The 26,319-nt window shown below is 64.4% G+C and carries 29 protein-coding genes; 28 read left to right on the top strand and 1 reads right to left on the bottom strand.

Annotated features, from left to right (window positions below; genetic code table 11):
• The first annotated feature begins 1 nt into the window (after position 1).
• The 13 genes from GW587_RS07830 (at position 2) to GW587_RS30970 (ending at position 14,742) form a co-directional block, all read left to right on the top strand.
• The gene (locus GW587_RS07830; protein WP_166100745.1) at positions 2-2,818 is read left to right on the top strand and encodes a motility hub landmark protein FimV; all 2,817 of its coding nucleotides are present in this window, start codon (positions 2-4) and stop codon (positions 2,816-2,818) included.
• A gap of 49 nt (positions 2,819-2,867) precedes the next feature.
• Positions 2,868-3,671, top strand: a complete 804-nt coding sequence (truA, locus tag GW587_RS07825; RefSeq protein ID WP_166100743.1) for a tRNA pseudouridine(38-40) synthase TruA — start codon at positions 2,868-2,870, stop codon at positions 3,669-3,671.
• A 10-nt stretch (positions 3,672-3,681) separates the two neighbouring features.
• Positions 3,682-4,389 carry a phosphoribosylanthranilate isomerase gene (locus GW587_RS07820; protein ID WP_166100740.1) on the top strand — a complete coding sequence of 236 codons (708 nt, stop codon included), beginning with the start codon at positions 3,682-3,684 and terminating at the stop codon, positions 4,387-4,389.
• The gene (gene trpB / locus GW587_RS07815; RefSeq protein ID WP_166100738.1) at positions 4,355-5,587 is read left to right on the top strand and encodes a tryptophan synthase subunit beta; all 1,233 of its coding nucleotides are present in this window, start codon (positions 4,355-4,357) and stop codon (positions 5,585-5,587) included. The genes GW587_RS07820 and trpB overlap by 35 nt, the downstream gene beginning before the upstream one ends.
• 9 nt (positions 5,588-5,596) lie before the next feature.
• Positions 5,597-6,394, top strand: coding sequence for a tryptophan synthase subunit alpha (gene trpA / locus GW587_RS07810; RefSeq protein ID WP_166100735.1), 798 nt, complete (start codon positions 5,597-5,599; stop codon positions 6,392-6,394).
• A gap of 92 nt (positions 6,395-6,486) precedes the next feature.
• The gene (locus GW587_RS07805; protein ID WP_371875556.1) at positions 6,487-6,756 is read left to right on the top strand and encodes a BrnT family toxin; all 270 of its coding nucleotides are present in this window, start codon (positions 6,487-6,489) and stop codon (positions 6,754-6,756) included.
• 380 nt (positions 6,757-7,136) lie between these two features.
• On the top strand, positions 7,137-8,009 hold the full coding sequence (gene accD, locus GW587_RS07800) for an acetyl-CoA carboxylase, carboxyltransferase subunit beta (RefSeq protein ID WP_166100731.1): 873 nt from the start codon (positions 7,137-7,139) through the stop codon (positions 8,007-8,009).
• Positions 8,010-8,090: 81 nt separating this feature from the next.
• Positions 8,091-9,377, top strand: a complete 1,287-nt coding sequence (gene folC / locus GW587_RS07795; protein ID WP_166100729.1) for a bifunctional tetrahydrofolate synthase/dihydrofolate synthase — start codon at positions 8,091-8,093, stop codon at positions 9,375-9,377.
• A 22-nt stretch (positions 9,378-9,399) separates the two neighbouring features.
• Positions 9,400-10,422 (top strand): SPOR domain-containing protein, encoded by a 1,023-nt coding sequence (locus GW587_RS07790; RefSeq protein ID WP_166100726.1) that lies wholly within the window; start codon positions 9,400-9,402, stop codon positions 10,420-10,422.
• 1 nt (position 10,423) lies between these two features.
• Positions 10,424-10,912, top strand: a complete 489-nt coding sequence (locus GW587_RS07785; RefSeq protein WP_166100723.1) for a CvpA family protein — start codon at positions 10,424-10,426, stop codon at positions 10,910-10,912.
• A gap of 38 nt (positions 10,913-10,950) precedes the next feature.
• Entirely contained in the window at positions 10,951-12,477 is a 1,527-nt protein-coding gene (gene purF / locus GW587_RS07780; RefSeq protein ID WP_166100720.1) for an amidophosphoribosyltransferase, read from the top strand.
• 153 nt (positions 12,478-12,630) lie between these two features.
• On the top strand, positions 12,631-13,875 hold the full coding sequence (locus GW587_RS07775; RefSeq protein ID WP_166100718.1) for a cystathionine gamma-synthase family protein: 1,245 nt from the start codon (positions 12,631-12,633) through the stop codon (positions 13,873-13,875).
• 87 nt (positions 13,876-13,962) lie between these two features.
• Complete coding sequence (locus tag GW587_RS30970) at positions 13,963-14,742, top strand: tetratricopeptide repeat protein (protein WP_207393388.1); 780 nt, start codon at positions 13,963-13,965, stop codon at positions 14,740-14,742.
• Between the two features lie 16 nt (positions 14,743-14,758).
• Here GW587_RS30970 and lexA read toward each other — a convergent pair whose 3' ends face one another.
• On the bottom strand, positions 14,759-15,394 hold the full coding sequence (lexA, locus tag GW587_RS07765) for a transcriptional repressor LexA (RefSeq protein ID WP_166100715.1): 636 nt from the start codon (positions 15,392-15,394) through the stop codon (positions 14,759-14,761).
• Positions 15,395-15,701: 307 nt separating this feature from the next.
• Between lexA and rpsF the strand changes: the two genes are divergently transcribed.
• From rpsF to GW587_RS07690, 15 genes are all read left to right on the top strand, one after another.
• The gene (gene rpsF / locus GW587_RS07760) at positions 15,702-16,091 is read left to right on the top strand and encodes a 30S ribosomal protein S6 (RefSeq protein ID WP_166100713.1); all 390 of its coding nucleotides are present in this window, start codon (positions 15,702-15,704) and stop codon (positions 16,089-16,091) included.
• Positions 16,092-16,121: 30 nt separating this feature from the next.
• Entirely contained in the window at positions 16,122-16,427 is a 306-nt protein-coding gene (priB, locus tag GW587_RS07755) for a primosomal replication protein N (protein ID WP_166100710.1), read from the top strand.
• Positions 16,428-16,442: 15 nt separating this feature from the next.
• A complete protein-coding gene (rpsR, locus tag GW587_RS07750; protein ID WP_008450941.1) occupies positions 16,443-16,733 on the top strand; it encodes a 30S ribosomal protein S18 in 291 nt (96 codons plus the stop codon).
• Between the two features lie 34 nt (positions 16,734-16,767).
• Positions 16,768-17,220 carry a 50S ribosomal protein L9 gene (gene rplI / locus GW587_RS07745; protein WP_166100708.1) on the top strand — a complete coding sequence of 151 codons (453 nt, stop codon included), beginning with the start codon at positions 16,768-16,770 and terminating at the stop codon, positions 17,218-17,220.
• Positions 17,221-17,340: 120 nt separating this feature from the next.
• Entirely contained in the window at positions 17,341-18,726 is a 1,386-nt protein-coding gene (locus GW587_RS07740; RefSeq protein WP_166100704.1) for a replicative DNA helicase, read from the top strand.
• A 74-nt stretch (positions 18,727-18,800) separates the two neighbouring features.
• On the top strand, positions 18,801-19,427 hold the full coding sequence (locus GW587_RS07735) for a DUF47 domain-containing protein (protein WP_166100701.1): 627 nt from the start codon (positions 18,801-18,803) through the stop codon (positions 19,425-19,427).
• A gap of 17 nt (positions 19,428-19,444) precedes the next feature.
• Complete coding sequence (locus GW587_RS07730; protein ID WP_166100699.1) at positions 19,445-20,458, top strand: inorganic phosphate transporter; 1,014 nt, start codon at positions 19,445-19,447, stop codon at positions 20,456-20,458.
• A 319-nt stretch (positions 20,459-20,777) separates the two neighbouring features.
• Positions 20,778-21,023, top strand: a complete 246-nt coding sequence (locus tag GW587_RS07725; protein ID WP_166100697.1) for a sulfurtransferase TusA family protein — start codon at positions 20,778-20,780, stop codon at positions 21,021-21,023.
• A gap of 55 nt (positions 21,024-21,078) precedes the next feature.
• A complete protein-coding gene (locus GW587_RS07720) occupies positions 21,079-21,441 on the top strand; it encodes a DsrE family protein (protein ID WP_166100694.1) in 363 nt (120 codons plus the stop codon).
• A 31-nt stretch (positions 21,442-21,472) separates the two neighbouring features.
• Positions 21,473-22,360, top strand: a complete 888-nt coding sequence (locus GW587_RS07715) for a phosphate/phosphite/phosphonate ABC transporter substrate-binding protein (protein ID WP_166100691.1) — start codon at positions 21,473-21,475, stop codon at positions 22,358-22,360.
• A 2-nt stretch (positions 22,361-22,362) separates the two neighbouring features.
• Positions 22,363-23,193, top strand: a complete 831-nt coding sequence (gene phnE / locus GW587_RS07710) for a phosphonate ABC transporter, permease protein PhnE (protein WP_166100688.1) — start codon at positions 22,363-22,365, stop codon at positions 23,191-23,193.
• The gene (phnC, locus tag GW587_RS07705; RefSeq protein ID WP_166100687.1) at positions 23,190-23,948 is read left to right on the top strand and encodes a phosphonate ABC transporter ATP-binding protein; all 759 of its coding nucleotides are present in this window, start codon (positions 23,190-23,192) and stop codon (positions 23,946-23,948) included. The genes phnE and phnC overlap by 4 nt, the downstream gene beginning before the upstream one ends.
• A gap of 17 nt (positions 23,949-23,965) precedes the next feature.
• Positions 23,966-25,507 (top strand): sulfurtransferase TusA family protein, encoded by a 1,542-nt coding sequence (locus GW587_RS07700; protein ID WP_166100684.1) that lies wholly within the window; start codon positions 23,966-23,968, stop codon positions 25,505-25,507.
• On the top strand, positions 25,504-25,863 hold the full coding sequence (locus GW587_RS07695) for a DsrE family protein (RefSeq protein WP_166100682.1): 360 nt from the start codon (positions 25,504-25,506) through the stop codon (positions 25,861-25,863). The genes GW587_RS07700 and GW587_RS07695 overlap by 4 nt, the downstream gene beginning before the upstream one ends.
• Positions 25,864-25,879: 16 nt before the next feature.
• Positions 25,880-26,266, top strand: coding sequence for a hypothetical protein (locus GW587_RS07690; protein WP_166100680.1), 387 nt, complete (start codon positions 25,880-25,882; stop codon positions 26,264-26,266).
• Positions 26,267-26,319 lie beyond the last annotated feature (53 nt).

The following is a 26,319-nucleotide window of genomic DNA, read 5'->3' as shown; positions in this document are numbered from 1 at the left end:
TATGTCTGTAAACACTCGCTCCAGCATCGTTTCGTTCGCGTTGAAAACCCTCACCGGCGCGGTAGCCAGCGCGGTGCTGGTGGCCGCCACGGCCAACGCGGCGGGACTCGGCAAGCTGACCGTCATGTCCTCGCTGGGCCAGCCGCTGCGAGCGGAGATCGAACTGACCGCCGTCACCGCCGAGGAAGCCGGCGCCCTGGTCGCCAAGCTGGCGCCGGTCGAGGCCTTCCGCACCGCGAACATCGACTTCAATCCGGCGCTGATGTCGCTGCGCTTCGAGGTCGACCAGCGCAACGGGCGGCAAATCATCCGCGTCAGCTCCACCCAGCCGATCAACGAGCCGTTCGTCGACATGCTGCTGGAACTGAACTGGACCGGCGGCCGCATGGTCCGCGAGTACACCTTCCTGCTGGATCCGCCCGACATCCGCAACGCGCAGCCGCCGCAAGTGGCCGCGCCGGTGGACCTGGGCGGCCGCGTGCCGGCGCCGGTGCAGACCCCGGCGCCGGTGGTGAGCCAGGCGCCGTCGGCGCCGGTGCGCCAGCCGCAGCCGCAACAAGCGTCGCCGCAACCGCAACAGACACAGCCGCAGCCGCAGCCGGCCCCGGCCAAGCGCGCCGCAAGCGAGTATGCCGTCAAGTCGGGCGACAACCTGAGCCGCATCGCCAGCCAGGTCAAACCGGCCGACGTGTCGCTGGACATGATGCTGGTGGCGCTGTATCGCGCCAATCCTGAAGCGTTCAGCGGCAACAATATGAACCGCCTGAAGTCGGGCCAGATCCTGGCCGTGCCGGATTCCGACGCGATCCGCAGCAGCGCGCCGGAAGGCGAGGCGCGCGGCGTGGTGGTCGCGCACGCGGTCGATTTCAACGCCTACCGCGCCAAGCTGGCCGGCCAGGTCGCCAACAGCACCCCGGCCAAGGAGCCGGAAACCTCGCAGAACGTGTCGGGCAAGATCACCGCCAAGGTGGAAGAGAAGCCGAACGCGGTCAACGCCGCCAAGGATAAGCTGACGCTGTCCAAGGCCACGCCGAGCGCGCCGGTCGAAGGCAAGACCGGCCAGGCGGCCGAGGAAGACAAGGTCGCCAAGCAGAAGCAGGCGGAGGAGGCCGCCGCGCGCGTCAAGGAGCTGGAAAAGAACGTCAACGACCTCGAAAAATTGATGGCCGTGAAGAGCAAGGCGGCGGCCGAGGTCAAGCCGCCGGTGGCCGCCGCGTCGGCCGAGGCCAGCGTCCCGGTCGAGCCGCCGAAGCCGAAGCGCACGCTGGTGCTGCCGCCGAAGAATATCGCCGAGCCGAGCGTGTTCGAAATCCTGATGGACAACCTGAACTACGTCGGCATCGCGCTGGCCGCCATCCTGGCCGGCCTGGGCGCGCTGATCGCCTCGCGCCGCCGCAAGCAGTTCGTGGTGCCGAAGGACGAGACTTCGATCCTCGGCGACACCGCCATGCCGTCGCAAGCGCTGATCGCCGAAGCCGGCGGCCAGAGCGTCGACACCAACAACAGCGTGTTCAATTCGAACTTCGCGCCATCGGCCAGCCAGCTCGACACCAACGAAGTCGATCCGGTGGCGGAGGCCGATGTCTACATCGCCTACGGCCGCGATGCCCAGGCGGAAGAGATCCTGAAAGAAGCGCTGCGCTCGCATCCCGAGCGTCACCCGGTGCGCCTGAAACTGCTGGAAATCTACGCCACCCGCAAGGATCTGCGTTCGTTCGAGACCCAGGCGTCCGAGCTGTATTCGCTGACGCGCGGCGACGGCGATGAGTGGGCGCAAGCCGCCGCGATGGGCCTGGCGCTGGATCCGTCCAATCCGCTGTACTCGATGGGCAAGGAAGAAGGCGACGGCTCGACCATGTTCGCCGCCGCGCCGGTCGCGGCCGCGACGGCGGCCGCAGCCACGGCGGCCAGCTTCGACAACGATTTCGGCAACGACTTCGACCAGGGCGGCAGCAGCGATTTCGGCGGCAGCGGCGTCGGAGAAGGCGGCCGCGTCGAGCCATCCTCCGGGCTAGACTTCGATCTGGGCCATGACGCCGCGCCGGCCGGCGGCGCCATGGACTTCGGCGGCGATATGGAAACCGCGCTGCCGCAGGCGGCCGACGCGTCGGTCTCGCCGGCCTCGGTGGCGGCGGAATCGGACAACCTGATGGACTTCGACCTGGGCGGCCTGAGCTTCGAGCCGGTCGGCACCACGGCGCCGGCCATCGAAATGCCGGCCCCGGCCGACGAACAGCCGCTGGAAGACGCCTTCAACCTGGCGTTCGACACCCCGGCACCGGCACCGGCGCCCGCTCCGGTGCCGGCCGCCGAGCCGCTGGACGACCTGAACATGGACTTCGGCCTCGACCTGCCGGCCTCCGCCAGCGAAAGCCGCATCCCGTCGGCGTCCACCGATCCGCTGGAAATGGACTTGATGAGCTTTGACATTCCGGAAGTGCCGGCTTTCAGCGAACCGCCGAAAGCCGAGCCGTCCGCGCTGGACTTCAACGACAGCCTGGACCTGCCGGCGGATATCGAGTCGGTCACGGCCGCGCCGCCGCCGGCCGCGCCGGAGTTCGACCTGTCGAGCATCGACCTCGACCTGGACAGCGCCGCGGACGGCCCCGCCGCCGACGCCAGCCCGGCCCCGGCCCCGGCGCGCGACGACGCCTTGTCGGCCCATCACATGGAAATGGACACCAAGCTGGACCTCGCCATCGCCTACCAGGAAATCGGCGACAAGGAAGGCGCGCGCGAGCTGCTGGACGAAGTGCTGCGCGGCGGCAGCGACGACCAGATCGCCAAGGCCAACGCCATGAAGGCGCAGCTGGGGTAAGCGCCGCACGTTATATAATGGCTGACTCAGACTTTAGATTGGGCAGCAATTGAAACGGATAGCAATCGGCGTCCAGTACGACGGCACCGCGTGGCACGGCTACCAGAAGCAGGAAGACGGCCACACGGTGCAGGACAAGCTGGAGCAGGCGCTGGAGAAGTTCGCCAGGGTGCCGCTGGCCACCACCTGCGCCGGCCGCACCGACACCGGCGTGCACGCGCTGGAGCAAGTGGTCCACTTCGATACCGAACTCGAGCGCGACACCCATTCCTGGGTGCGCGGCGTCAACGCCTTCCTGCCGCCGTCGATCGCGGTGCGCTGGGCCAAGCAGCTCGACGGCGATCCGACGGTCAACGATTTCTTCCACGCCCGCTTCAGCGCCCGCGCCCGCACCTACCACTACGTGCTGTACAACAATCCGACCCGTTCGCCGCTGCTGGAAGGGCGCGCCGGATTCTGCTTCCGTCCGCTGGATGTGGAGCTGATGCAGCAGGCGGTGCAGCCGCTGCTGGGCTGGCACGACTTCACCGCTTTCCGCGCCGCGCAATGCCAGGCCAAGTCGCCGGTCAAACTGATGCACGAGATCCAGATCAAGCGGGTCGGCGAGCTGGTGGTGTTCACGATTACGGCCAACGCCTTCCTGCACCACATGGTGCGCAACCTGGTCGGCTCGCTGGTCTACATCGGCACCGGCCGCGAGAAGCCGGAGTGGCTGGGGCAGCTGCTGGAAACCAAGGACCGCCACGCCGCCGCGCCGACCTTCATGCCGGATGGCTTGTACCTGGCCAAAATCGATTACGATCCCAAGTGGGAACTGCCGCTGGAGACGACCAGCGCCTTGCCCTGGTTCTAAAAGGAAGACGATGCGCACCCGAATCAAGATCTGCGGCCTGACCCGCGTCGAGGATGTGCTGGCCGTGGTCGCGGCCGGCGCGGATGCGATCGGCTTTGTGTTCTATCCAAAGAGCCCGCGCTACGTCACGCCGGAGCAGGCCGCCGAGCTGATGCGCGCGGTGCCGCCGTTCATCACCTGCACCGGCCTGTTCGTCAACGCCTCGCCGGAAGAGGTCGCGGCCACCTGCGCGATCGCGCCGATTTCGCTGATCCAGCTGCACGGCGACGAGTCCGTGGCCGAGTCGGCCGCCATCGCGGCGGCGGCCGGGCGACAGTTCATGCGCGTCTTCCGCGTCAAACCCGACACACGGCCGTCCGATTTGTTAGAATACGAGCAGCAATGCCGCGCCGCCAGTCCCTTGTTCACCAGCCTGTTGCTGGATACCTATGTGGACGCCTACGGGGGCGCAGGAAAGGGTTTTGATTGGTCTCTCGTTCCAAAAGATCTCGCGCCTCGGGTCGTTTTAAGTGGTGGCTTGAGCGTACACAACGCGACTGACGCGGTGGTCGGTGTACGCCCCTACGCCGTCGACATCAGCAGTGGTGTCGAAGCGTCCAAGGGGATCAAGGACGCCCGCAAGATCGCCGACTTCGTCGCGGCGGTGCGGGCCGGAGATGCCATTATTGAAAGCGAAACCCATCATGAACGCTCCAGCGAAGGCCCTGTTCCACGCTAAAGATTACGACCTGCCGAACGCCAAGGGCCATTTCGGCCCCTACGGCGGCTCGTTCGTCGCCGAAACCCTGACCTACGCGCTTGCCGAGCTCAACGAAGCTTACGAGCGCTACAGCAAAGATCCCGAATTCCTCGAAGAGTTCCGTTACGAGCTCAAGCACTTTGTCGGCCGTCCGTCGCCGATCTACCACGCCAAGCGCTGGTCCGAGATCGCCGGCGGCGCGCAGATCTACTTCAAGCGCGAAGACCTGAACCATACCGGCGCGCACAAGATCAACAACGTGATCGGCCAGGCCTTGCTGGCCAAGCGCATGGGCAAGCCGCGCATCATCGCCGAGACCGGCGCCGGCCAGCACGGCGTGGCCACCGCCACCATCTGCGCCCGCTTCGGGCTGGAGTGCGTGGTGTACATGGGCAGCGAGGACGTCAAGCGCCAGGCGCAGAACGTCTACCGCATGAAGCTGCTGGGCGCGACGGTGGTGCCGGTGGAGTCCGGCTCCAAGACCTTGAAGGACGCGCTCAACGAGGCGATGCGCGACTGGGTCACCAACATCGAAAACACTTTCTACATCATCGGCACCGTGGCCGGCCCCCATCCGTATCCGATGCTGGTGCGCGATTTCCAGTCGGTGATCGGCGAGGAATGTCTGGTGCAGATGCCGGAAATGACCGGCCGCCAGCCGGACCATGTCGTCGCCTGCATCGGCGGCGGCTCGAACGCGATGGGCATCTTCTATCCGTATATCGACCAGAAGGACGTCAAGCTGATCGGCGTCGAGGCGGCGGGCGAGGGGCTGGACGGCGACAAGCACGCGGCGTCGCTGACCAAGGGCTATCCGGGCGTGTTGCACGGCAACCGCACCTATCTGCTGCAGGACGAGAACGGGCAGATCATCGAGACCCATTCGGTGTCGGCGGGGCTGGATTATCCGGGCGTCGGACCGGAGCATGCGTATCTGAAGGACAGCGGGCGGGCGCAGTATGTGTCGATCACCGACGAGGAGGCGCTGCAGGCCTTCCATGACTGCTGCCATATCGAAGGCATCATCCCGGCGCTGGAGTCGTCGCATGCGCTGGCCTATGCGGCCAAGCTGGCGGCGACCTTGCCGAAGGATCAGATCATTTTGGCCAACCTGTCGGGCCGGGGCGACAAGGACATGCATACGGTCGCTGAGCGTATGGGTTTGAACTTCAATTAAGGAACCAGCATGTCCAGAATCGCAGCAACTTTCAGCGCCTTGAAGGCGCAACACAAAACCGCCCTGGTTACTTTCATCACCGCCGGGGATCCAGGGCCGGAATCGACCGTGCCGCTGATGCACGCGCTAGTGGCCGGCGGCGCCGACATCCTTGAACTCGGCGTGCCGTTTTCCGATCCGATGGCCGAGGGGCCGGTGATTCAGCGCGCGTGCGAGCGGGCGCTGGCGCATGGCGTCGGCATCCGCGACGTGTTTGGTTACGTGGCCGAGTTCCGCAAGACCAACCAGACCACGCCGGTGGTGTTGATGGGCTACGCCAATCCGATCGAGCGCATCGGCCCGGACGCCTTCATCGCGCAATCGACGGCGGTGGGGGCGGACGGCGCGATCGTGGTCGACTATCCGCCGGAGGAGTGTGAAGACTTCGCCGCCGCGATGCGCGCGGCCGGACTGGACCTGATCTTCCTGCTGGCGCCGACCTCGACCGAGGAACGCATCGCACAGGTGGCCAAGGTCGGCGGCGGCTTCAGCTACTACGTCTCGCTGAAGGGCGTGACCGGGGCGGGCAATATCGACACGGTAGAAGTGGCGGCGCGCCTGACGGAGATCCGCAAGCACGTGAAATTGCCGATCGGCGTAGGCTTCGGCATCCGCGACGGCGCCACCGCGCGCGCCGTGGCCGAGGTGGCCGATGCGGTCGTCATCGGCAGCCGCATCATCCAGGAAATCGAAAGCGCCGGCAAAGACGGCGCGGTCGCCGCCGTCCAGACCTTCGTCAGCGGCATCCGCGCCGCACTCGACGCGTAATCCACGCACGCCGGCCCGCTTGGCCGGCATCAAATTCACGCCGCTCACCTTGATACATAGTTAAGTACTGACTATGTTGAAGGAGAGTGGCCGTGCGCTTCGAATGGGACCAGCGTAAGGCAAAGGAGAATTTCCGTAAGCACGGCATTAGCTTTGATGAGGCCATCACCGTTTTTAAGGACCCGCGCGTCATATTTAAACTGGACTTCGACCACTCTGACGATGAAGACCGATATTGGGCAATTGGAATCAGCAGTAGCACGAGAATGTTACTTTTTTGCCACTGTTATCGACTTGACGATATTGTGCGCATTCTTTCCGCTCGAAGGGCTACGCCGGCCGAAATGAAACTTTATCCATGAGGTGACCTATGTGTGACGAGGAATTTGATATGAACCGGTGCGTTAGTGTTCCAAATCCGTTAGCGGATCGGATCGGGACAAAGGTAACGATTGGGCTAGCTTACTCGGATATAGAATACTTTAAGCGAATCGGCGACGAAATTGGATTGTCTGCCGAGCATATTATGGAAACCTATCTAAGAAATATTGTCTACACGGGCCATAAGATCCATATCGACATCCCCCCGCGGCAAGCGGACGAGGCTTTCGCCGTACTAGGGGATACACTCTAAAAAACGTTATTTTCATGACGAAAGTCAAAGATTGATGTACGGGAAAGTTCGACAGGGGGGCGAGAAACGGCTACACTTCGGCCACAAAGTTAGCTGCAAGGAGAATTTATGAGTTGGTTGGAAAAACTGCTGCCCCCACGAATTCAGCGTTCCGACGCTGCCGCGCGCAAGACCATGCCCGAGGGCCTGTGGGTCAAATGCCCTTCCTGCGAAGCCGTGCTGTATCGTACCGATCTGGAATCGAACCTGCACGTCTGCCCTAAATGCGACCACCATATGCGCATCCGCGCCCGCGAGCGCCTCGACAGCCTGTTCGACGCTGGCGGCCGTTATGAAATCGGCATGGATACCCTGCCGGTCGATACGCTGAAGTTCAAAGACAGCAAGAAATATCCCGACCGCCTCAAGCAAGCCATGGAAGCCACCGGCGAGACCGATGCGCTGATCGTCATGGGCGGCGCCATCATGAGCATGCCGGTGGTCGTGGCCTGCTTCGAATTCGAATTCATGGGCGGCTCGATGGGCTCCGTGGTCGGCGAGCGCTTCGTGCGCGGCGCGCAAGTGGCGCTGGAACAGAAGGTGCCGTTCATTTGCATCACCGCCACCGGCGGCGCCCGCATGCAGGAGGGCTTGCTGTCGCTGATGCAGATGGCCAAGACCACCGCCATGCTGACCAAATTGTCCGAGAAAAAGCTGCCGTTCATCAGCGTGCTGACCGATCCGACCATGGGCGGCGTGTCGGCGTCGTTCGCCTTCATGGGCGACGTCGTCATCGCTGAGCCGAAGGCGCTGATCGGCTTCGCCGGCCCGCGCGTGATCGAAAACACCGTGCGCGAGAAACTGCCGGAAGGCTTCCAGCGCGCCGAGTTCCTGGTGACCAAGGGCGCCGTCGACATGATCGTCGACCGCCGCAAGATGCGCGAAGAAATCGCCCATCTGCTGGCGTTGCTGCAAAATCAAGCTGTGGAAGTGATCGCGTAAAAGCACCCGCTCCCTGACGCTACGGCGCGCAATCGGCTATCATGCCGGCCTGCGCGCCGTTTTCACTTTTGAGTCACCATCATGTCGAACCCAACTACTTTGCCCGCCTGGCTTGCGCTGCTTGAATCGCGCCACGCCGAAACCGTCATCAACATGGGCCTGGACCGCGTTCTCGCCGTCAAGGAACGCCTGCAGCTGTCGTTCAGCTGCCCGGTGGTGATGGTGGCCGGCACCAACGGCAAGGGGTCGACCTGCGCCATGCTGGAGTCGGTGCTGCTGCGCGCCGGCTACAAGGTCGGCCTGTACATCAAGCCGCACTTCCTCGACTTTAACGAGCGCGCCCGCGTCAACGGCGAGCTGGCCAGCGACGAAGTCCTGGTCGCGGCCTTCGACACGGTCGAGGCGGCGCGCGGCGATACCGTGCTGACCTATTTCGAATTCACCACGCTGGCGATCATGCACCTGCTGTCGGGCGCCGGCATGGACGTGGTGATCCTGGAAGTCGGCCTCGGCGGCCGCCTGGACGCGGTCAACATCGTCGATGCCGACGTGGCCATCGTGACCAGCGTCGACATCGACCACACCGATTACCTGGGCGACACGCGCGAGAAGATCGGCTTCGAGAAGGCCGGCATTTTCCGCGCCGGCAAGACCGCGATCTGCTCCGATCCGGTGCCGCCGCAATCGCTGATCGACCACGCCGACGCCATCGGCGCCGACCTGTGGATCATGGGCCGCGATTTCAATTATTCCGGCGACAAGCAGCAGTGGAACTACGGCGGCCGTTCGCAGCGGCGCAATTCGCTGGCCTATCCGAGCCTGCGCGGTGCCAACCAGATCCTCAACGCCTGCGCCGTGCTGGCCGCGCTGGAGGCGCTGAAGCTGGAACTGCCGGTCGGCGCGCAGGAAGTGCGCACCGGCCTGGTGACGGTCGAACTGCCGGGCCGCTTCCAGGTGCTGCCGGGCCGCCCGACGGTGATCCTCGACGTGGCGCACAATCCGCACGCGGCGTCGGCGCTGAACCAGAACCTCGGCAACATGGGCTTCCACCCGTACACCTACGCCGTGTTCGGCTCGATGCACGACAAGGATATCGACGGCGTGATCGCCGCCATGTCCGAGCACGTCGACCACTGGTGCCTGACCGACCTGCCGTCGCCGCGCGCGGCCAGCGCTTCGGAACTGGCGGCCAAGGTGCAAATCGTGCAAGAGGAAAAAGCCGAGCGCACCATCAATATCTTCGCCGATCCGGCCGCGGCCTATGCAAATGCGCTGAGCCGGGCCGGGGAGAATGATAGAATTGTGGTCTTTGGATCTTTCCTCACGGTCGCCGGCGTCATGGCGGCGCGAAAATCCTCATTCCATTGAACGCACAGGACTGAAATCACGCATGGGCTTGTTCTCGAAATCCGGTAAAAACAAGCAAGACGCCGCTGCGCAAGACAGCGGCTATTACACCAGTGCAGATGACCAGGCCGCATCGGAGCGCGCGCGCTCCAAGCGCGCCTCGTCGGCTGACGGCAACGCCAAGTCGCGCCGTTCCAAGGACCGCGAAGCCGACGATCCGGTGTTGCCGGAAAAGAAACGCGCACGCCGGCGCCTGGTCGGCGCGATCGCGCTGGCGCTGGCGGTCGCGGTCGGCTTGCCGATGGTGCTCGATTCCGAGCCGAAGCCGTTCTCGTCCGATATCGATATCAAAATCCCGTCGAAAGACAAGCCCGCCGCCGCCCCGGCGCCGGTGTCCGCCAGCGCTTCGCTGGACAGCAAGGAAGAAATCGTCGATGACGTGAAGCCGGCCGCCAAGGCGCCGGCCGCCGCCGTGGCCGAGCAGCCCGCCGTGTCGGCCGTCAAGCTCGACAACGCGAAACCGGACGCAAAACAGGACGCCGAAGCCAAGGCCGACGCCAGGCTGAAGGCCGAAGCCAAGGCGGACACGCTGGCCAAGACCAAGGCCGAACGCGAACTGAAACTGCGCCAGGAAGCCGACTACCGGCTGGAGCTGGAACGCAAGCAGGCCGAGGTCAAGGCCGAAGCCCGCCTCAAGGCCGACAAGATCGACGCCGAGCGCCGCCTGGCCGAAGCCAAGGCCGCCGCCAAGCCGGCCCCGGCCGCCGCTGCGAGCAAATCGGAGGACGCGCGCGCGCTGGCCATCCTGGAAGGGAAGGCCGCTGCGGCGCCGGCCGAGTCCACGCAAAAATTCGTCCTGCAAGTGGCGGCGCTGGCCGACCAGGACAAGGTCGACGAGCTGCGCGAGAAACTGAAAAAAGCCGGCATCAGTTCGTTCACGCAAAAGGCGCCGGGTGGCGGCGTGACGCGCATCCGCGTCGGCCCGTTCGGCAGCAAGGAAGAAGCCGAGAAAGTACGGGCCAAGCTGAGCGGCATGGGCCTGAGCGGCCGTCTGGAAACCGTCTGACGTGACGCTGTTCGATTACTTGGTGATCTTTGTGCTGGCGGCGTCGGTCGTCATCAGCATGATGCGCGGGCTGGTCAAGGAAGTGCTGTCGCTGGTGGGCTGGGTGGTGGCCTTCGTGGTCGCCAACGCCTACGCCGCCGAGCTGGCCGTGATGTTGCCGCCGGTGGTGCCGGGCGAGGTGCTGCGCCTGATCCTTGCGTTTATCGCATTGTTTATCGGCGTGAAGATTTTAACCGGCCTGCTGGCGATGGCGCTGAGCGCCTTGCTCGACGCGGGCGGCCTGAGCATCGTCGACCGCCTGCTGGGCGCGGTGTTCGGTTTCGGCCGGGGCCTTGTAATTGTGTTGGCCGCCGTCATCTTATGCGGGATGACGTCGCTGCCGAAACAGGAATTTTGGAGGGAGGCGTTGTTGAGCCCGTACGCCGGGACCGGCGCGCGCATGGTCAAGGCCTTCCTTCCCGCTGCCATGGCGCAGCATGTGAATTTTTGAATTCTTTAAATCTGTAATACCAGTCCAGGAGCACCATCATGTGTGGCATCGTCGGCGTCGTTTCCCATCAACCTGTCAATCAACTGCTGTATGACGCCTTGCTGCTGCTGCAGCACCGCGGCCAGGATGCAGCGGGTATCGCGACCAATCACAGCAGCATGTTCGCCATGCACAAGGCCAACGGCCTGGTGCGCGACGTGTTCCGCACCCGGAACATGCGTACGCTGCAAGGCAATTCCGGTATCGGCCACTGCCGCTATCCGACCGCCGGCTCGTCGAGCGAGGAAGAGGCGCAGCCGTTCTACGTCAACGCGCCGTTCGGCATCACGCTGGCGCACAACGGCAACCTGACCAACTGGGAACAGCTCAAAAAAGAAATGTTCCAGAACGACCGCCGCCACATCAACACCGATTCCGATTCGGAAGTGTTGCTGAACGTGCTGGCGCACGAAATCGAAAAAGCCACCACCGGCATCTCGATCGACGCCGAGACCATCTTTGACGCCGTGACCGTGCTGCATCGCCGCGTGCGCGGTGGCTACGCCGCCGTGGCGCAGATCGCCGGCGTCGGCCTGCTGGCCTTCCGCGATCCGTTCGGCATCCGTCCGCTGTGCCTGGGCATCAACGAGACCGAACAGGGCGCCGAGTACCTGATCGCTTCCGAGTCCGTGGCGCTGGAAGGCATGGGCTTCCGCTTCGTGCGCGACATCGCGCCGGGCGAGGCGGTCTTCATCGACAACGACAAGCAGCTGCATGCGCGCCAGTGCGCCGACAATCCGTCGCTGAACCCTTGCGTGTTCGAGTTCGTCTACCTGGCGCGTCCGGATTCGGTCATCGACGGCGCCTCGGTGTACGCCACCCGCCTGAAGATGGGCGAGTACCTGGCCGAGAAGGTCAAGCGCGAATGCAAGGACATGCAGATCGACGTGGTGATGCCGATTCCGGACTCGTCGCGTCCGGCCGCGATCCAGCTGGCGCTGGCGCTGAACGTGGAATACCGCGAAGGCTTCATCAAGAACCGCTACATCGGCCGCACCTTCATCATGCCGGGCCAGGCGGCGCGCAAGAAGTCGGTACGCCAGAAGCTGAACGCGATCGCTTCCGAGTTCAAGGACAAGGTGGTGCTGCTGGTGGACGATTCCATCGTGCGCGGCACCACCAGCCGCGAGATCGTGCAGATGGCGCGCGAAGCCGGCGCCAAGAAGGTGATCTTCGCTTCGGCCGCGCCACCGGTGATCTTCCCGAACGTGTACGGCATCGACATGCCGACCCGCGACGAGCTGATCGCCTACGGCCGCACGGTCGAGGAGGTGTGCCGCGAGATCACCGCCGATCACCTGGTGTACCAGGATATCGAGGCGCTGAAGCGTTCGATCTCGGACGTGAATCCGGAGCTGGTCAACTTCGAGGCCTCGTGCTTCGACGGCATCTACGTCACCGGCGACGTCTCGCGCGAGTACCTCGACAAGCTGGAATACGAGCGTCACCACCCGACCAAGGCCGCCGCGCCGGAAGACGCGGGACGCTCGCAGCTGAACCTGAATCTCGCGACCGCCGAAGGCTGATTCACCCGCGACCCCGCACCCGGACGCGGGGTCAGACCCCGCATGGGGTCTGACCCCTGTTTCGCTGTGCGGGGTAAAGCAGGCGCTGCGGCGGACCTCCATGTCACGCGCCGCAGGCCGATGCCAGTTTCCCCCGTCCCCAGGGCTACGCACATGAACGATAAAAAGCATTACGGCTTCACCACCACCATCCTGCACAACGACCGCCAGAAGGGCATCGAACACGGCTCGCTGCACAAGCCGATCCATACCTCGGTCGCCTTCGGCTACGCCGACGCGCGCCAGCTGGCCTCGGTATTCCAGGGCAAGGAGCCGGGCTTCCGCTACGGCCGCCAGGGCAATCCGACCATCTCCGCGCTGGAGGACAAGGTCAACCAGATGGAGCAGGGCGTCGGCACCCTCTGCTTCGCCACAGGCATGGGCGCGATCGGCGCGGTGTTCCAGGCGCTGCTGCGCGCCGGCGACCACGTGGTGTCGTCGGCCTACTTGTTCGGCAACACCAACAGCCTGTGGCAGACCGCGATGGGGCAGGGCGTCGGCGTCTCGTTCGTCGACGCCACCGATGTCGCCAACGTCGAGGCGGCGATCACCGAGCAGACCCGCATCGTGTTCGTCGAGACCATCGCCAACCCGCGCACGCAGGTGGCGGACCTGAAGCGCATCGGCGAGCTGTGCCAGGCGCGCGGCATCCTGTACGTGGTCGACAACACCATGACCACGCCGTATCTGTTCCGCCCGAAAACGGTGGGCGCCGGGTTGGTGGTCAACGCGCTGACGAAGTCGATCTGCGGCCACGGCAACGCGCTGGGCGGCAGCCTGACCGACACCGGCGAGTACGACTGGACCCGGTTCGCCAACATCTTCGAGAACTACAAGAAGGCGGCGCCGAAGCAGTGGGGGCTGGCGCAGATCCGCGCCAAGGGCTTGCGCGACTTCGGCTCGTCGCTGGCGCCGGAAGCGGCGCACCACATCGCGGTCGGCGCCGAGACATTGGCCTTGCGCATGCAGCGCACCAGCGCCAATGCGCAGGCGCTGGCCGAGTTGCTGGAGGCGGACGAACGGGTCGCCGCCGTCTACTACCCGGGCCTGAAGTCGCACCCGCAGCACGCCATCAGCGGCGAGCTGTTCCGCAGCCACGGTTCGTTGCTGAGCTTTGAGCTGAAGGACGGCATCGACTGTTTCGATTTCCTCAACCGGCTGAAGCTGGCGATCCCGGCCTCGAATCTGGGCGACAACCGCACGCTGATCATCCCGGTGGCGCACACCATCTTCTTCGAGATGGGCGCCGAGCGCCGCGCCTCGATGGGCATCGCCGAATCGCTGATCCGGGTTTCGGTCGGCATCGAGGACACCGACGATCTGCTGGACGACTTCGCCTGCGCGCTGGAGGCGTGTTAACCGGCGGTTGTGGTAAATCAGCGATTTCGCGTTTGTCAGCCGTTGGCTTTTTCCATATACTTAGTTTTTCGGTAACGATCAATGGGGATGATGATGAAAGCTGCTTATGTGATGGGGATGGCGCTGGCGTTGGCTGGCGGCATGGTGCGCGCCGATGATCTGGCCGATGCCGAGAAACTGGCCGGCGCCAAGAACTACGCCGCCGCGCTGCCGATCTACACCAAGCTGGCCAACGCCGGCAACGCCAAGGCGCAGTACCAGCTGGGAGAGATCTACTGGTACGGCGCCGGCGTGCCCGCCGACAGCGCAAAGGCCGACGAGTGGTTCCACAAGGCGGACCAGGCCGGTTATCCCGAAGCCAAGGCGGCGCTCGCGCTGACGCCGAAGCGCCAGGCGCGCCAGGCCGAAATCGACTTCTATGTGCAGCGGTATGAAGGCGCCGATGTGGCGCTGAGCAATTTCGGCTGCGCCAAGCCGGAGATCCCGGCCACGTCGCAAACGGCGCAGCAGATCAAGTCGGTCAGCGACCGCGTCGATGGCTGGATGAGCTGCTACGACGGCTTCCTGAAGAATCTGGCCAACCAGCTGCCGGCCGGCAAAGCCATTCCCGACGAGCTGGCCAATCTGATGACCGACGCCGAAATGCAGCAGGCCACGCTACGCATGGACAAGGCCTACGCCGCCGTCAACGCCAGCGGCAAGCAGCAGGCCGATCAGATCCTGGCCGCGCGCGAAGCCTGGCGCGTCAAGACCGACGACGACGTCAAGACGTCCGCCGCGCGCGCCAAGCAGATGATCGCCGACCAGGAGCGCATCGGCGCGAACCTTTCGATGCAGGCCACCGCCAAGGAAGTCGGTAGAAAGTGAGCGATGCCGGCTGCGCTTAATGCCAGCTGCGCATGAGGCCGACCGCCAGGCCTTCCAGCGCAAACTCTTCCTCGGGGTCGACGGTGATGATTTTGAAGTCCGGGTTCTCCGGCAACAGTTCCACCGTCGAACCGGTCTTGCGGTAGCGCTTGACCGTGACGTCGTTGCCGATGCGGGCAACGACGATCTGGCCGTTCTTGGCGCTATCGACCTTCTTCACGGCCAGCAGGTCGCCGTCCATGATGCCGGCGTCACGCATCGATTCGCCGCGCACCTTCAGCAGATAGTCCGGCTTGGACGAGAACATGGCGGGATCGACGCTGTAGCTGGTTTCCAGGTTTTCCTGCGCCAGGATCGGCGAGCCGGCGGCGACGCGGCCGATCAGCGGCAGCGACATCATCAGCGGCCCCGGCATCTTCGAAGCGGCCGGTTCGGCGTGCACGCCGAGCAGGCGGATGCCGCGCGAGGTGCCGGCGGCGATCTCGATCGCGCCCTTGCGGGCCAGCGCCTGCAGATGTTCCTCGGCCGCGTTGGCGGACTTGAAGCCCAGTTCGTTGGCGATCTCGGCGCGGGTCGGCGGGAAGCCGGTGTTCTCGATGGCATCCTTGATCAGATTAAGAATTTGTTCCTGGCGTGCGGTGAGCTTGATCATGAGTGCGGTTCTTGGCCTGTGTATATAGACAGTCTGTATTTTTGTACAGTATGGGCCGGAATGCAAGGGAATTTGTTGCTCAGCACGAAATAATTTCATGTCCCACTCCGGGGTCAGAGCTAAAAACTGGACACGGGCTCTGCCGTAGCGGCCGCTACGGCAGAGCCCGTGTCCAGTTTTTAGCTCTGACCCCGGAGTAGGACACTAGCCATTTGCCGAAAATGCTGCTATAGTCGCGGGCTTACCTCTTCCCACACCTGTCTTGACGCCAGGGTGGGCTATATTCACAGTCCTTAAGGGAGTTTGCATGCGTCACTATGAAATAGTATTTATCGTCCATCCGGACCAGAGCGAGCAAGTGCCCGCCATGATCGAACGTTACAAAGCAACCGTAACGACCCGCGGCGGCTCCGTGCACCGCGTTGAAGATTGGGGCCGTCGTCAGATGGCTTACTCGATCCAGAAACTGGCGAAAGCACACTACATCTGCCTGAACATCGAATGCGACAACGAGACCCTGGTCGAGCTGGAAACCGCATTCAAATTCAATGATGCAGTTCTGCGTCACCTGACCGTCAAGCTGAAGAAAGCCGAAACCGCTCCTTCGCCTATGATGAAGTCGGTACAGCGTGAAGATGCGGCCAAATCGCATCGCACCGAAGCCCCAGCAGCTGCTCCAGCTCCTGCAGCGGCCTGATTGTTTTAAAACCGGGCTGACACAGCTCCAGTGAACCAAAGCCAATTTATTGCCCTCATCGCCGAACGGGACGCCTTGCGCTACACCCCGGCCGGCATGCCGATCGTGAACGCTGTACTCCAGCACCGGTCGCAGCAGATGGAGGCGGGCATCGCCCGATTGAGCGAGTTTGAAATTTCCGCGGTCGCCGCGGGCGAGATTTCAGGCCGCTTCAGCCAGGCGCCACTGGGCGGCATGTACCAGTTCACCGGTTTTTTGAACAAGAAGACGCGCAATAGCAAAAGCCTGGTGTTTCACATCATTGATTTTAGTGCTGTCACAGACAGCTCAATTTAAATACAGGAGCCTAAAATGGCATTCGGTAAAAAGTTCGACAAAAACAAGCTCAAGCTTAAAGAAAAGCGTAAGCAACAAAACCCACTGTTCAAGCGTAAGAAGTTCTGCCGCTTCACCGCAGCCAACGTTGAACAAGTTGACTACAAAGACGTCGACACCCTGAAGGACTTCGTCCAGGAAAACGGCAAGATCATGCCAGCACGTCTGACCGGCACCAAGGCGCACTACCAGCGTCAAGTTGACACCGCCATCAAACGCGCCCGCTACCTCGCGCTGCTGCCTTACACCGATCTGCACCACGCTTAATTGCCTGGTTTAGATAAGATCCTGGAGAAGAACTATGCAAATCATTCTGTTAGAAAAAGTCGTCAACCTGGGCAACCTGGGTGAAGTCGTTAAAGTTAAAGACGGTTACGCACGTAACTTCCTGATTCCGCAAAAAATGGCTCGCCGCGCTACCGCGTCGGCCGTCGCTGAATTCGAAGTCAAGCGCGCCGAACTGGAAAAAGCAGCAGCCGAGAAACTGGCGGCCGCTCAAGCCCAAGGCGAGAAACTGAACGGCATGACCGTGAACGTTTCGCAAAAAGCTGGTGTCGACGGCCGTCTGTTCGGTTCGGTCACCAACTTCGACATCGCTGAAGCGCTGACCAAAGCTGGTTTCGCTGTTGAAAAAGCTGCTGTCCGCATGCCTACCGGTCCTCTGAAGACCACCGGCGAGCACCCAGTCAGCGTCGCTCTGCACACCGACGTGGTGGTGGAAGTGACCGTTGCCGTCGTAGGCGAAGCAGCCTAATACTGGCGCGGGCGGCAACGCCTGTCTAGTTAGCAACACCCTTGAAAAAAGCCGGGCTTGTCCCGGCTTTTTTCTCGTCATAAATTTTGTAGTCCGGCACAAGCAGGTATAATTCGCGCCATGAACACCCCCCCAGATCCGCAATTAGATGCCCTCCGCGTCCCGCCGCATTCCATCGAAGCAGAACAGTCCGTCATAGGCGGCCTGCTGCGCGACAATGCCGCGTTCGACCGCATCGCGGACATGATGAATCCGGACGACTTCTACCGCTACGACCACCGCATCATCTTCGAGCAGATCGTCAAGATGATCAACGGTTCCAAGCCGGCCGACGTGATCACGGTGTTCGAGAACCTGACCCAGATGGGCAAGGCGGACGATGTCGGCGGCCTGGCCTACCTGAACGCGATGGCGCAGAACACGCCGTCGGCGGCCAACATCCGCCGCTATGCCGAGATCGTGCGCGACCGCTCGATCCTGCGCCAGCTGATCACCGTGGCCGACGAGATTTCCGGCCAGGCCTTCACGCCGCAGGGCAAAGAAGTCAAGCAGATGCTGGACGAGGCCGAGTCGAAGATCTTCGCCATCGCCGAGCAGGGCGCGCGCGGCGCCGCCGGCTGGCTGCCGGTGCAGCCGCTGCTGACCCAGGTGGTCGAGCGCATCGACGAGCTGTATTCGCGCGAGGGTGCGTCCGAGATCACCGGCGTGCCGACCGGCTGGATCGACCTCGACCGCATGACCTCCGGCCTGCAGCCGGGCGACATGGTGGTGGTGGCCGGCCGCCCGTCGATGGGCAAGACCGCGTTCTCGATGAACATCGCCGAGAACGTGGCGGTGGAGGAGGGCCTGCCGGTGGCGGTGTTCTCGATGGAGATGGGCGGCGTGCAGCTGGCGATGCGTATGCTGGGCTCGGTCGGCCAGCTGGACCAGCATCGCCTGCGCACCGGCAAGCTGAACGACGAGGATTGGCCGCGCCTGACGCACGCGATCCAGAAAATGAACGACGCCCAGGTCTATATCGACGAGACGCCGGCGCTGAACCCGATCGAGATGCGCGCCCGCGCGCGCCGGCTGTCGCGCCAGTGCGGCAAGCTGGGCCTGATCGTGGTCGACTACCTGCAGCTGATGCAGGGCTCCACCCAGGGCGACAACCGCGCCTCGGAGATTTCCGAAATTTCGCGTTCGCTGAAGGGCCTGGCCAAAGAGCTGCAGTGCCCGGTGATCGCGCTGTCCCAGCTGAACCGCTCGCTGGAACAACGTCCCAACAAGCGTCCCGTCATGTCCGATCTGCGCGAATCCGGCGCGATCGAGCAGGATGCGGACGTCATTATCTTCCTGTATCGCGACGAGGTCTACAACCCGGACTCGCCCGATAAGGGAACGGCCGAAATCATCATCGGTAAGCAGCGTAACGGGCCGATCGGCTCGGTGCGCCTGACCTGGATCGGCCAGTACACCAAGTTTGGCAACTACGCCGGCAATCTGGCGCTGTATCAAGGCGATTAATTCAGCGCCACTAATCTTTACGCCGCCCTCGTGCTGGGCGGCGATCTGCAGTAATTAATGGAACGGAGAATAATATGTTTGGACGTTTGATGCCCACCGAGGGCAAATTTTTTGACCTGTTCAACCAACACGCCGAGCTGTGCGTCAAAGGTGCAAAAGAGATGCTGGGCCTGATGTCCAACTTCGACGATCTGGAAAACCGCGTGCACGCCATCGAATCGATCGAGAAGCAGGCCGACAAGATCACCTACGCCACGGTCGACCTGCTGCACAAGACCTTCATCACCCCGATCGACCGCGACGACATCCACAAGCTGATCACCCGCATGGACGACATCCTGGACCTGCTGGAAGACGCCGGCCAGACCGTGTCGCTGTACGACCTGCATTCGGTGACGCCGGAAGCGAAGCGCCTGGCCGAGCTGGTGCTGGCCTGCGCCGAGAAGGTGCGCGACGCCGTGGCGCTGCTGCACAACATGGACAACTCGCGCCAGATCGTCGCCATCTGCGAAGAGATCGACCGCCTGGAGTCGGACGCCGACCACGTGATGCGCGCCGCCATGTCCAAGCTGTTCCGCGACGAACCGGACGTGCGCAACCTGATCAAGATGAAGGCCATCTACGAATTGCTGGAAACCGTGACCGACCGTTGCGAGGATGTGGCCAACATCATCGAAGGCATCATCGTCGAAAACGCATAATTCAAAAAAGAGCACCGATGAATACCATACAAATGAGCATCTACGTGCTGGGCATCCTGATCGCCCTGGCGTTGGTGTTTGACTTCATGAACGGCTTCCACGACGCCGCCAACGCGATCGCCACGGTGGTCTCGACCGGCGTGCTGAAGCCGCAGACCGCCGTCGCCATGGCGGCCTGCTTCAACTTCGTCGCCATCTTCGTGTTCCATCAACTGACCGTGGCCGCCACCGTCGGCAAGGGCACCATCGACCCCGGCGTGGTCGACCAGTACGTGATCTTCGGCGCGCTGGTGGGCGCCATCGTCTGGAACATCTTCACCTGGTACTACGGCATTCCATCGTCGTCGTCGCACGCGCTGATCGGCGGCCTGGTGGGCGCGGCGGTGGCCAAGAGCGGCACCGGCGCGCTGATCTCGGCCGGGCTGATCAAGACGGTGGTGTTCATCGTGTTGTCGCCGCTGCTGGGCTTCATCTTCGGCTCGCTGATGATGTTGCTGGTGTCGTGGGTGTTCGTGCGCTCGACGCCGCGGCGGGTCGACAAATGGTTCCGCCGGCTGCAGTTGTTCTCGGCCGCGGCCTACAGCCTGGGCCACGGCGGCAACGACGCGCAGAAGACCATCGGCATCATCTGGATGTTGCTGATCGCGGCCGGTTATTCGAACGCCAGCGACGCGATGCCGCCGCTGTGGGTGATCATCTCGTGCTACACGGCGATCTCGTTCGGCACGTTGTTCGGCGGCTGGCGCATCGTCAAGACCATGGGGCAGAAGATCACCAAGCTGAAACCGGTGGGCGGCTTCTGCGCCGAGACCGGCGGCGCGATCACGCTGTTCACCGCGACGGCGCTGGGCGTGCCGGTGTCGACCACCCACACCATCACCGGCGCGATCGTCGGCGTCGGATCGGCGCAGAAGATGTCGGCGGTGCGCTGGGGCGTGGCGGGCAATATCGTGTGGGCGTGGATCTTCACGATTCCCGCCTCGGCCTTCGTGGCGGCGATCGCCTGGTGGATCGGGCAGCATATTTTGTAAAAGAACACCAAGCCTTCAGCGGCCCGATCGATATCTTGATCGGGCCGTTTTTCATTGTGGCTATGGATCAGGAAGGCTTCAGGTTTGACCCCGGGGCGTGTGGCCAGATCGAATGAGTTTTGAGCTGTTTTATCGACTGTTTTAGACCGGCAGTGCCGCGTTTCAGACGCGATGAGACTGATGTGGCGCCATTCAGGCCGAATCAGGCCGGATCGCGCCGGAGAAGGCCCCCAAGATGGGCGTTTGCTGCCTTTGCGGTATTGCGCGCTTGCTCTGCTATGCCGTAGACTGACCAAATATCAATATTTGGTTTTCGTCTATGCCTTCCACTTCCTCTGCTCCTCCCGTCCATGACGTCGAATGGGACGCCGGCGATCTGGCTTGCGGTGATCTGGTGCTGGAGTTGCGGCGCCGGGTGCGCGCCGCGCCGGGACTGGTGTTCAAGCTGATCGCGCGGGATCCGGGCGCGCCGGCGGATCTGCCGGCCTGGTGCGGCATGACCGGCCATCAGCTGCTGGCCGAGGACGTCCCGGCGCAGACCTGGTGGATACGCGCCAAGTCATAACCCCCCATTCGCGCGGATCACCGCGCTTTTTCGTTGTTACCTCCAAGGAGACATTATGTCCGGCAAATTCCTGATCAACCTCACCTGCGGTCTCGACAACACAGACAAGGCGACCGTGGCCTTCGTGGTCGCCAACGCGGCCGTCGCTTCCGACAAGGATACCGTGGTGTTCCTGTCGATCGAGGGCGTGCGCCTGTCGCAGCAGGGCGTGGCCGATGCGGTGCATGAGGAGGGTTTCGCGCCGCTGAAAGAACTGATGGACAACTTCGCCGCAGCCGGCGGCCGCATGTTCGTCTGCTCGCCGTGCTTCAAGAAGCGCAAGCTGGACGAGGCGGTATTGGTGGCCGGCGCGGCGGTGGTCGGCGGCGCCAAGCTGGTCGAGTTCATGAGCGATGGTTGCCCGAGCATCAGCTACTAATCCCACAAACAAAAACAAGAAAAGGAACATCATGATCGCATCGCAACGCAGGAAATTGTTGGCCGCCGGCGCCATCGCCGCCGGCACCGTGGCGCTGGGCGCCGCCGCGCCGGTCCTGGCGCAGACCAAACGCAAGCTGCGCTTCGGCGTCGGCCCGCTGCTGCCGACCGTCGAGGACACCAAGAAGGCCTACAACGCGTTCTTCGCGCACCTGGCCAAGGAACTGAACGCCGACTTCGAGCTGTTCGCCACCACCGACTGGGCCGGCATGGCGGTCGCCATGGGCTCGGGCCAGCTGGACCTGGCGTGGATGGGGCCGTGGGGCTACATCATCGCCAACAACGCTACCGGCTGCACCGCGCTGGCCACCGTCAAGTACGACGAGAAGCCGGTCTACCACGCCATCATCATCGGCAAGCCGGACCTGAAGGTCGCCAAGTTCCCGGACGATACCAAGGGCCTGTCGATCTCGTTCGCCGACGTCGGTTCGACCTCGGGCTGGCTGATCCCGTCCTGGTACGCCAAGGAAGTGTGGAAGATCGATCCGAAGAGCTATTGGAAATACAGCGAGGGCGCGACCCACGCCGCCAACGAAGTCGCGGTGCAGGCCGGCCAGTCCGACATGGCGACCGACTTCGACCGCAACCGCAACGCGATGATCGAGTCGGGCAAGATCAAGCCGGACAGCAACAAGATTCTGTGGACCTCGGCGCCGCTGCCGAACGATGCCATCGCCGTCCCGAAAGGCACGGCGCCGGCGCTGATCGCGCAGATCCAGAAGGTGCTGACCGCGATCACGGTGGAACAGGCGAAGACGCTGCTGCCGAACCACTACACCGGTTTCGTCGCGGCCAGCCACGCCGACTATGCGTCGATCGAGAAGGCCGGCAACACGCTGGGCAAACTCAAGAAGGCTTGAGCATGAGCTCTCCGTTCATCGGGCAGGGCGCGGTCAAGGCCGCGCTGGCCGGCCATCTGGCGCGTCGCGACGGCGCCGGCCGCAGGCTGAAGCTGGCCGCGATCGCGCTGGCGGTGGGCGGGCTGTATCTGTTGTGCTGGAAGCTGGCGCAGATCGACGTGGTCAAGCTGGCGACCGGCCTGCCCAAGCTGGGCCACTGGCTGGCGCAGGCCTGGCCGCCGAATCTGAACGAGCTGCCGGTGTTCGCCGAGCGCATGGCCGAGACCATGGCCATGGCCTTGCTCGGCACCACGGCGGCGGCGCTGCTGGCGCTGCCGATGGCGGTGCTGGCCAGCCGCAACATCACGCCGTTCCCTAAACTGTACTACCCGGCGCGCTGGCTGCTCAACGCGCTGCGCGGCATCGATTCCTTCGTGTTCGCGCTGCTGTTCGTGGCGGCGGTGGGGCTGGGGCCGTTCGCCGGCGTGCTCGGCATCGCGCTGCACACCTGGGGCAGCGCCGCCAAGCTGTTCGCCGACCATATCGAGAACGCAGGCACCGGGCCGCTGGACGCGGTGCGCAGCACCGGCGCCGGGCGCGGCACGGCGATCGTCTACGCGCTGCTGCCGGATCTGCTGCCGGTGCTGCTGTCGACCACTTTGTTCTGGTGGGAATTCAATGTGCGCGCTTCGACCGTGCTGGGCGTGGTCGGCGCCGGCGGCATCGGGCAGGAGCTGAAGAACAGCATGGACTTGCTGGACTTCTCGCGGCTGTTCACCATCATCGCGCTGATCCTGGTGGTGGTCACACTGCTCGATCAGCTCAGCGGCTGGCTGCGGAAGAAGCTGGTATGACGGCGCCCTTGTTCGAAGTGCGCGCCGCGCGCAAAAGCTATGGCGAGCGGGTCGCGCTGGACGGCGCCAGCCTGCGGGTCGAGCGCGGCGAGATGCTGGCGGTGCTCGGCCCCAGCGGTGCCGGCAAGACCACCTTGTTCCGCTGCCTGGCCGGCCTGGCGCCGCTCGACGCCGGCGCGGCGCTGCTGCACGGCCACGACGTGGCGGCGATGCGCGGCAGGCAGCGGCGCAAGATCGCGGTGGTGTTCCAGCAATTCAACCTGGTCAACCGTTTGAGCGCGCTGGACAACGTCCTGGCCGGCAGGCTGGGCCATGTGCCGGCCTGGCGCGGCTGGCTGCGCCGCTTCAGCCGCGACGACATCCGCCTGGCGCTGGAGTGCCTGGAGCGGGTCGGCCTGCTCGACCACGCCAACCAGCGCGCCGATGCGTTGTCCGGCGGCCAGCAGCAGCGGGTGGCGATCGCGCGCGCGTTGGCGCAGCAGCCGGACCTGATCATCGCCGACGAGCCGGTGGCCAGCCTCGATCCGCACATCGGCGCCGGCGTGATGGCGCTGCTGGCGTCGATCTGCCACGAAGGCGAGGGCGGCATCGCCGTCATCTGCAGCCTGCACCAGCCGGAGCTGGCGCGCCGCTACGCCGACCGCATCGTCGGCCTGCGGCAGGGCGGCATCGTGCTTGACGTGGCCGCGTCCGCCTGCGACGAGGCGGCGCTGCATCAACTTTACGGCAGCGCCGCCATTCCGGCCGCCGCCTGACATCACCTGGAGTTCTCATGACCAATCCGTTCAACCATCCGCATGACGCCGACGTCGCCTTCGACGGCGGCGATCTCGATTGCGGCAACGGCCTGCTGTTGCTGATCCGGCGCCATATCGATCCGCTGGAGCGCGGCGGCCTGCTGGAGATCCGCTCCACCGAAACCTCGGTCGACGAGGACTTGCCGGCCTGGTGCCGCATGACCGGCAACGAGCTGGTGTCGTTCGTCAAGCGCGACAAGCAGCGCAGTTTCCTGGTGGCCAAGGGCAGGCTGGAGGAGCGGCGCGGCGCGGGCGTGCAGGCGGCGCAAGCGGCGCAGCAGCGCGGCGGCATCGAGCTGGTCGAGGTCAAGCCGATGACCGTGTTCCCGCCGGTGGCGCCGGCGCCGGCGATCCGGCCGCTGTCGGTGATGGGCATCGGCAGCTGGCCGCGTCCGCGCTGGATGCTGCAGGCGATGCATGAACACATGGAGGGCCGGCTGGACGAGGCCTCGTTCCACGCCACCGCCGACGACGCGGTCAGCCTGGCCATCAGCGCGCAGTTGCGCGCCGGGGCCGACGTGGTCAGCGACGGCGAGCAGCGGCGCGACAGTTATTCCAGCTTCGTCGCCTCGCGGCTGGACAATTGCCAGCTGATCCCGCTGACCGATCTGCTGCCGCTGGTCGACGATCCGGAGGAGTTTGAGCGCGAGTTGCGCGCGCTGGACGTGCCGGCCGGCGACGTGCGCCATCCGGCTGTGTTCGGTCCGCTGGGACGCAGCCGGGGCATCGCGGTGCACGAGGTCGACTTCGCGCGCGCGCTGACGCAGACGCCGATCAAGGTCGCGCTGCCGGGGCCGTATCTGCTGACGCGCACCATGTGGATGGAATGCATCTCCGACCGCGCCTACGCCAACCGCGAGGACTTGGCGCAGGACATCGTGCGGGTGCTGCGCGAAGAGATCGCCTGCCTGCTTGCGTCCGGCGCGGCGCTGGTGCAGCTGGACGAGCCGGTGTTGTCGGAGGTGGTGTTCAGCGGGCCCGCCAACCAGCGCAGCTTCATGTGTGGCGCGCTGGGCGCCAAGGGCGACAGCCCGACCGAGCTGGCGTTCGCGCGCGATCTGGTCAACGCCGTCACCAAGGGCTTCCCGCGCGAGCGCATCGCCTTGCACATGTGTCGCGGCAACTGGACCGCCGACGAGAGCAAGGCGCTGGCCGGCGACTATCAGCCGCTGGTCGATACGCTCGGGCAGATGCAGGTCGGCACGCTGTTCCTGGAACTGTGCACGCCGCGCGCCGGCGAGATGGAGATCTTGACATCGCTGCCGGACGACATCCGCATCGGCGTCGGCGCCTGCAACCAAAAGCACGCGCATGTGGAAAGCGTGGAGCACGTGGTGGCGCACGCCGAGCACGCGATCCAGCTGTTCGGCGCCGAGCGGGTGCTGCTGACGCCGGACTGCGGCTTCGCCACCTTCGCCGACAATCCGCTCAATTCGAGCGCGACGGCGGAGGCCAAGCTGGCGGTGCTGGCCAAGGCGGCGGCGATCCTGCGCCAGCGTCACGGGATCGCGGCATGAGCGCCGACGCGGGCGCGCGGCTGGTGATCCTGCTCGACCGCGCGGTGACGGTGGAGGCGGCGCAGTCGGCGTTGCGCTACGCCAGCACCGCCGCCGCGATGGATGTGGCGGTGGAGCTGCATGCCGTCAGCGCCTCGGTGGCCTTGCTGCATCGCGACGCGGCCGCCGGCGCGGATTGGCTGGCGTCGCTGGCGCAGGCGCTGGAGCTGGGGGTGGAGTTATACGCCTGTCCGCAGGCGTTGGCCGGGCAGGGCATGCAGGAAGAGGATTTGATGAGCGGCGTGGTCGGCATCCGCGGGGCGCCGTCGCTGCTGGCCGCCGGTCTGGCACCGGGCGGCCGCTTCATGGTGTTTTGAGACTTGGAGGCTGAACATGCAGGCGATTGATTTTGCGACATTGACACGACTGGCCGAGGCGTCGGCGGCGGTGACCGGCACTTGCAGCTGCCACGCGGTGCCGCTGCTGGCCTGGCAGCGGCTGCCGCCGACGCTGGAGCTGGACCGCTTCGAGGAGGTCGCGACGTTGGTCGAGGATCCGTATGACGATCCGACCTACACCGAGTACCATCCGCACGGCACCCACTACGACAGCGAGGACGCGCCGATCGCGCCGCGCTACTATCCGGCCAACCGCTGCCAGATCGCGCGCTGCCTGAATTGCGGCCGCCACTACCTGCGCTACAACGAAGCCGGCGGCTACTTCACCGAACTCCGCATCCGCGCGCTGCGGCCGCAATTGCTGGTCGACGCGCCGCTGTGACGGCGCGCGTCGGCGCGTGGCGAAGATGACGATGATGCGCCGCAGCCGCGCCG

Origin of the sequence: Duganella aceris (assembly GCF_011090165.1) — a bacterium.
Classification (GTDB): domain Bacteria; phylum Pseudomonadota; class Gammaproteobacteria; order Burkholderiales; family Burkholderiaceae_D; genus Rugamonas; species Rugamonas aceris.
This window is presented reverse-complemented; position numbering and strand designations above follow the sequence as displayed.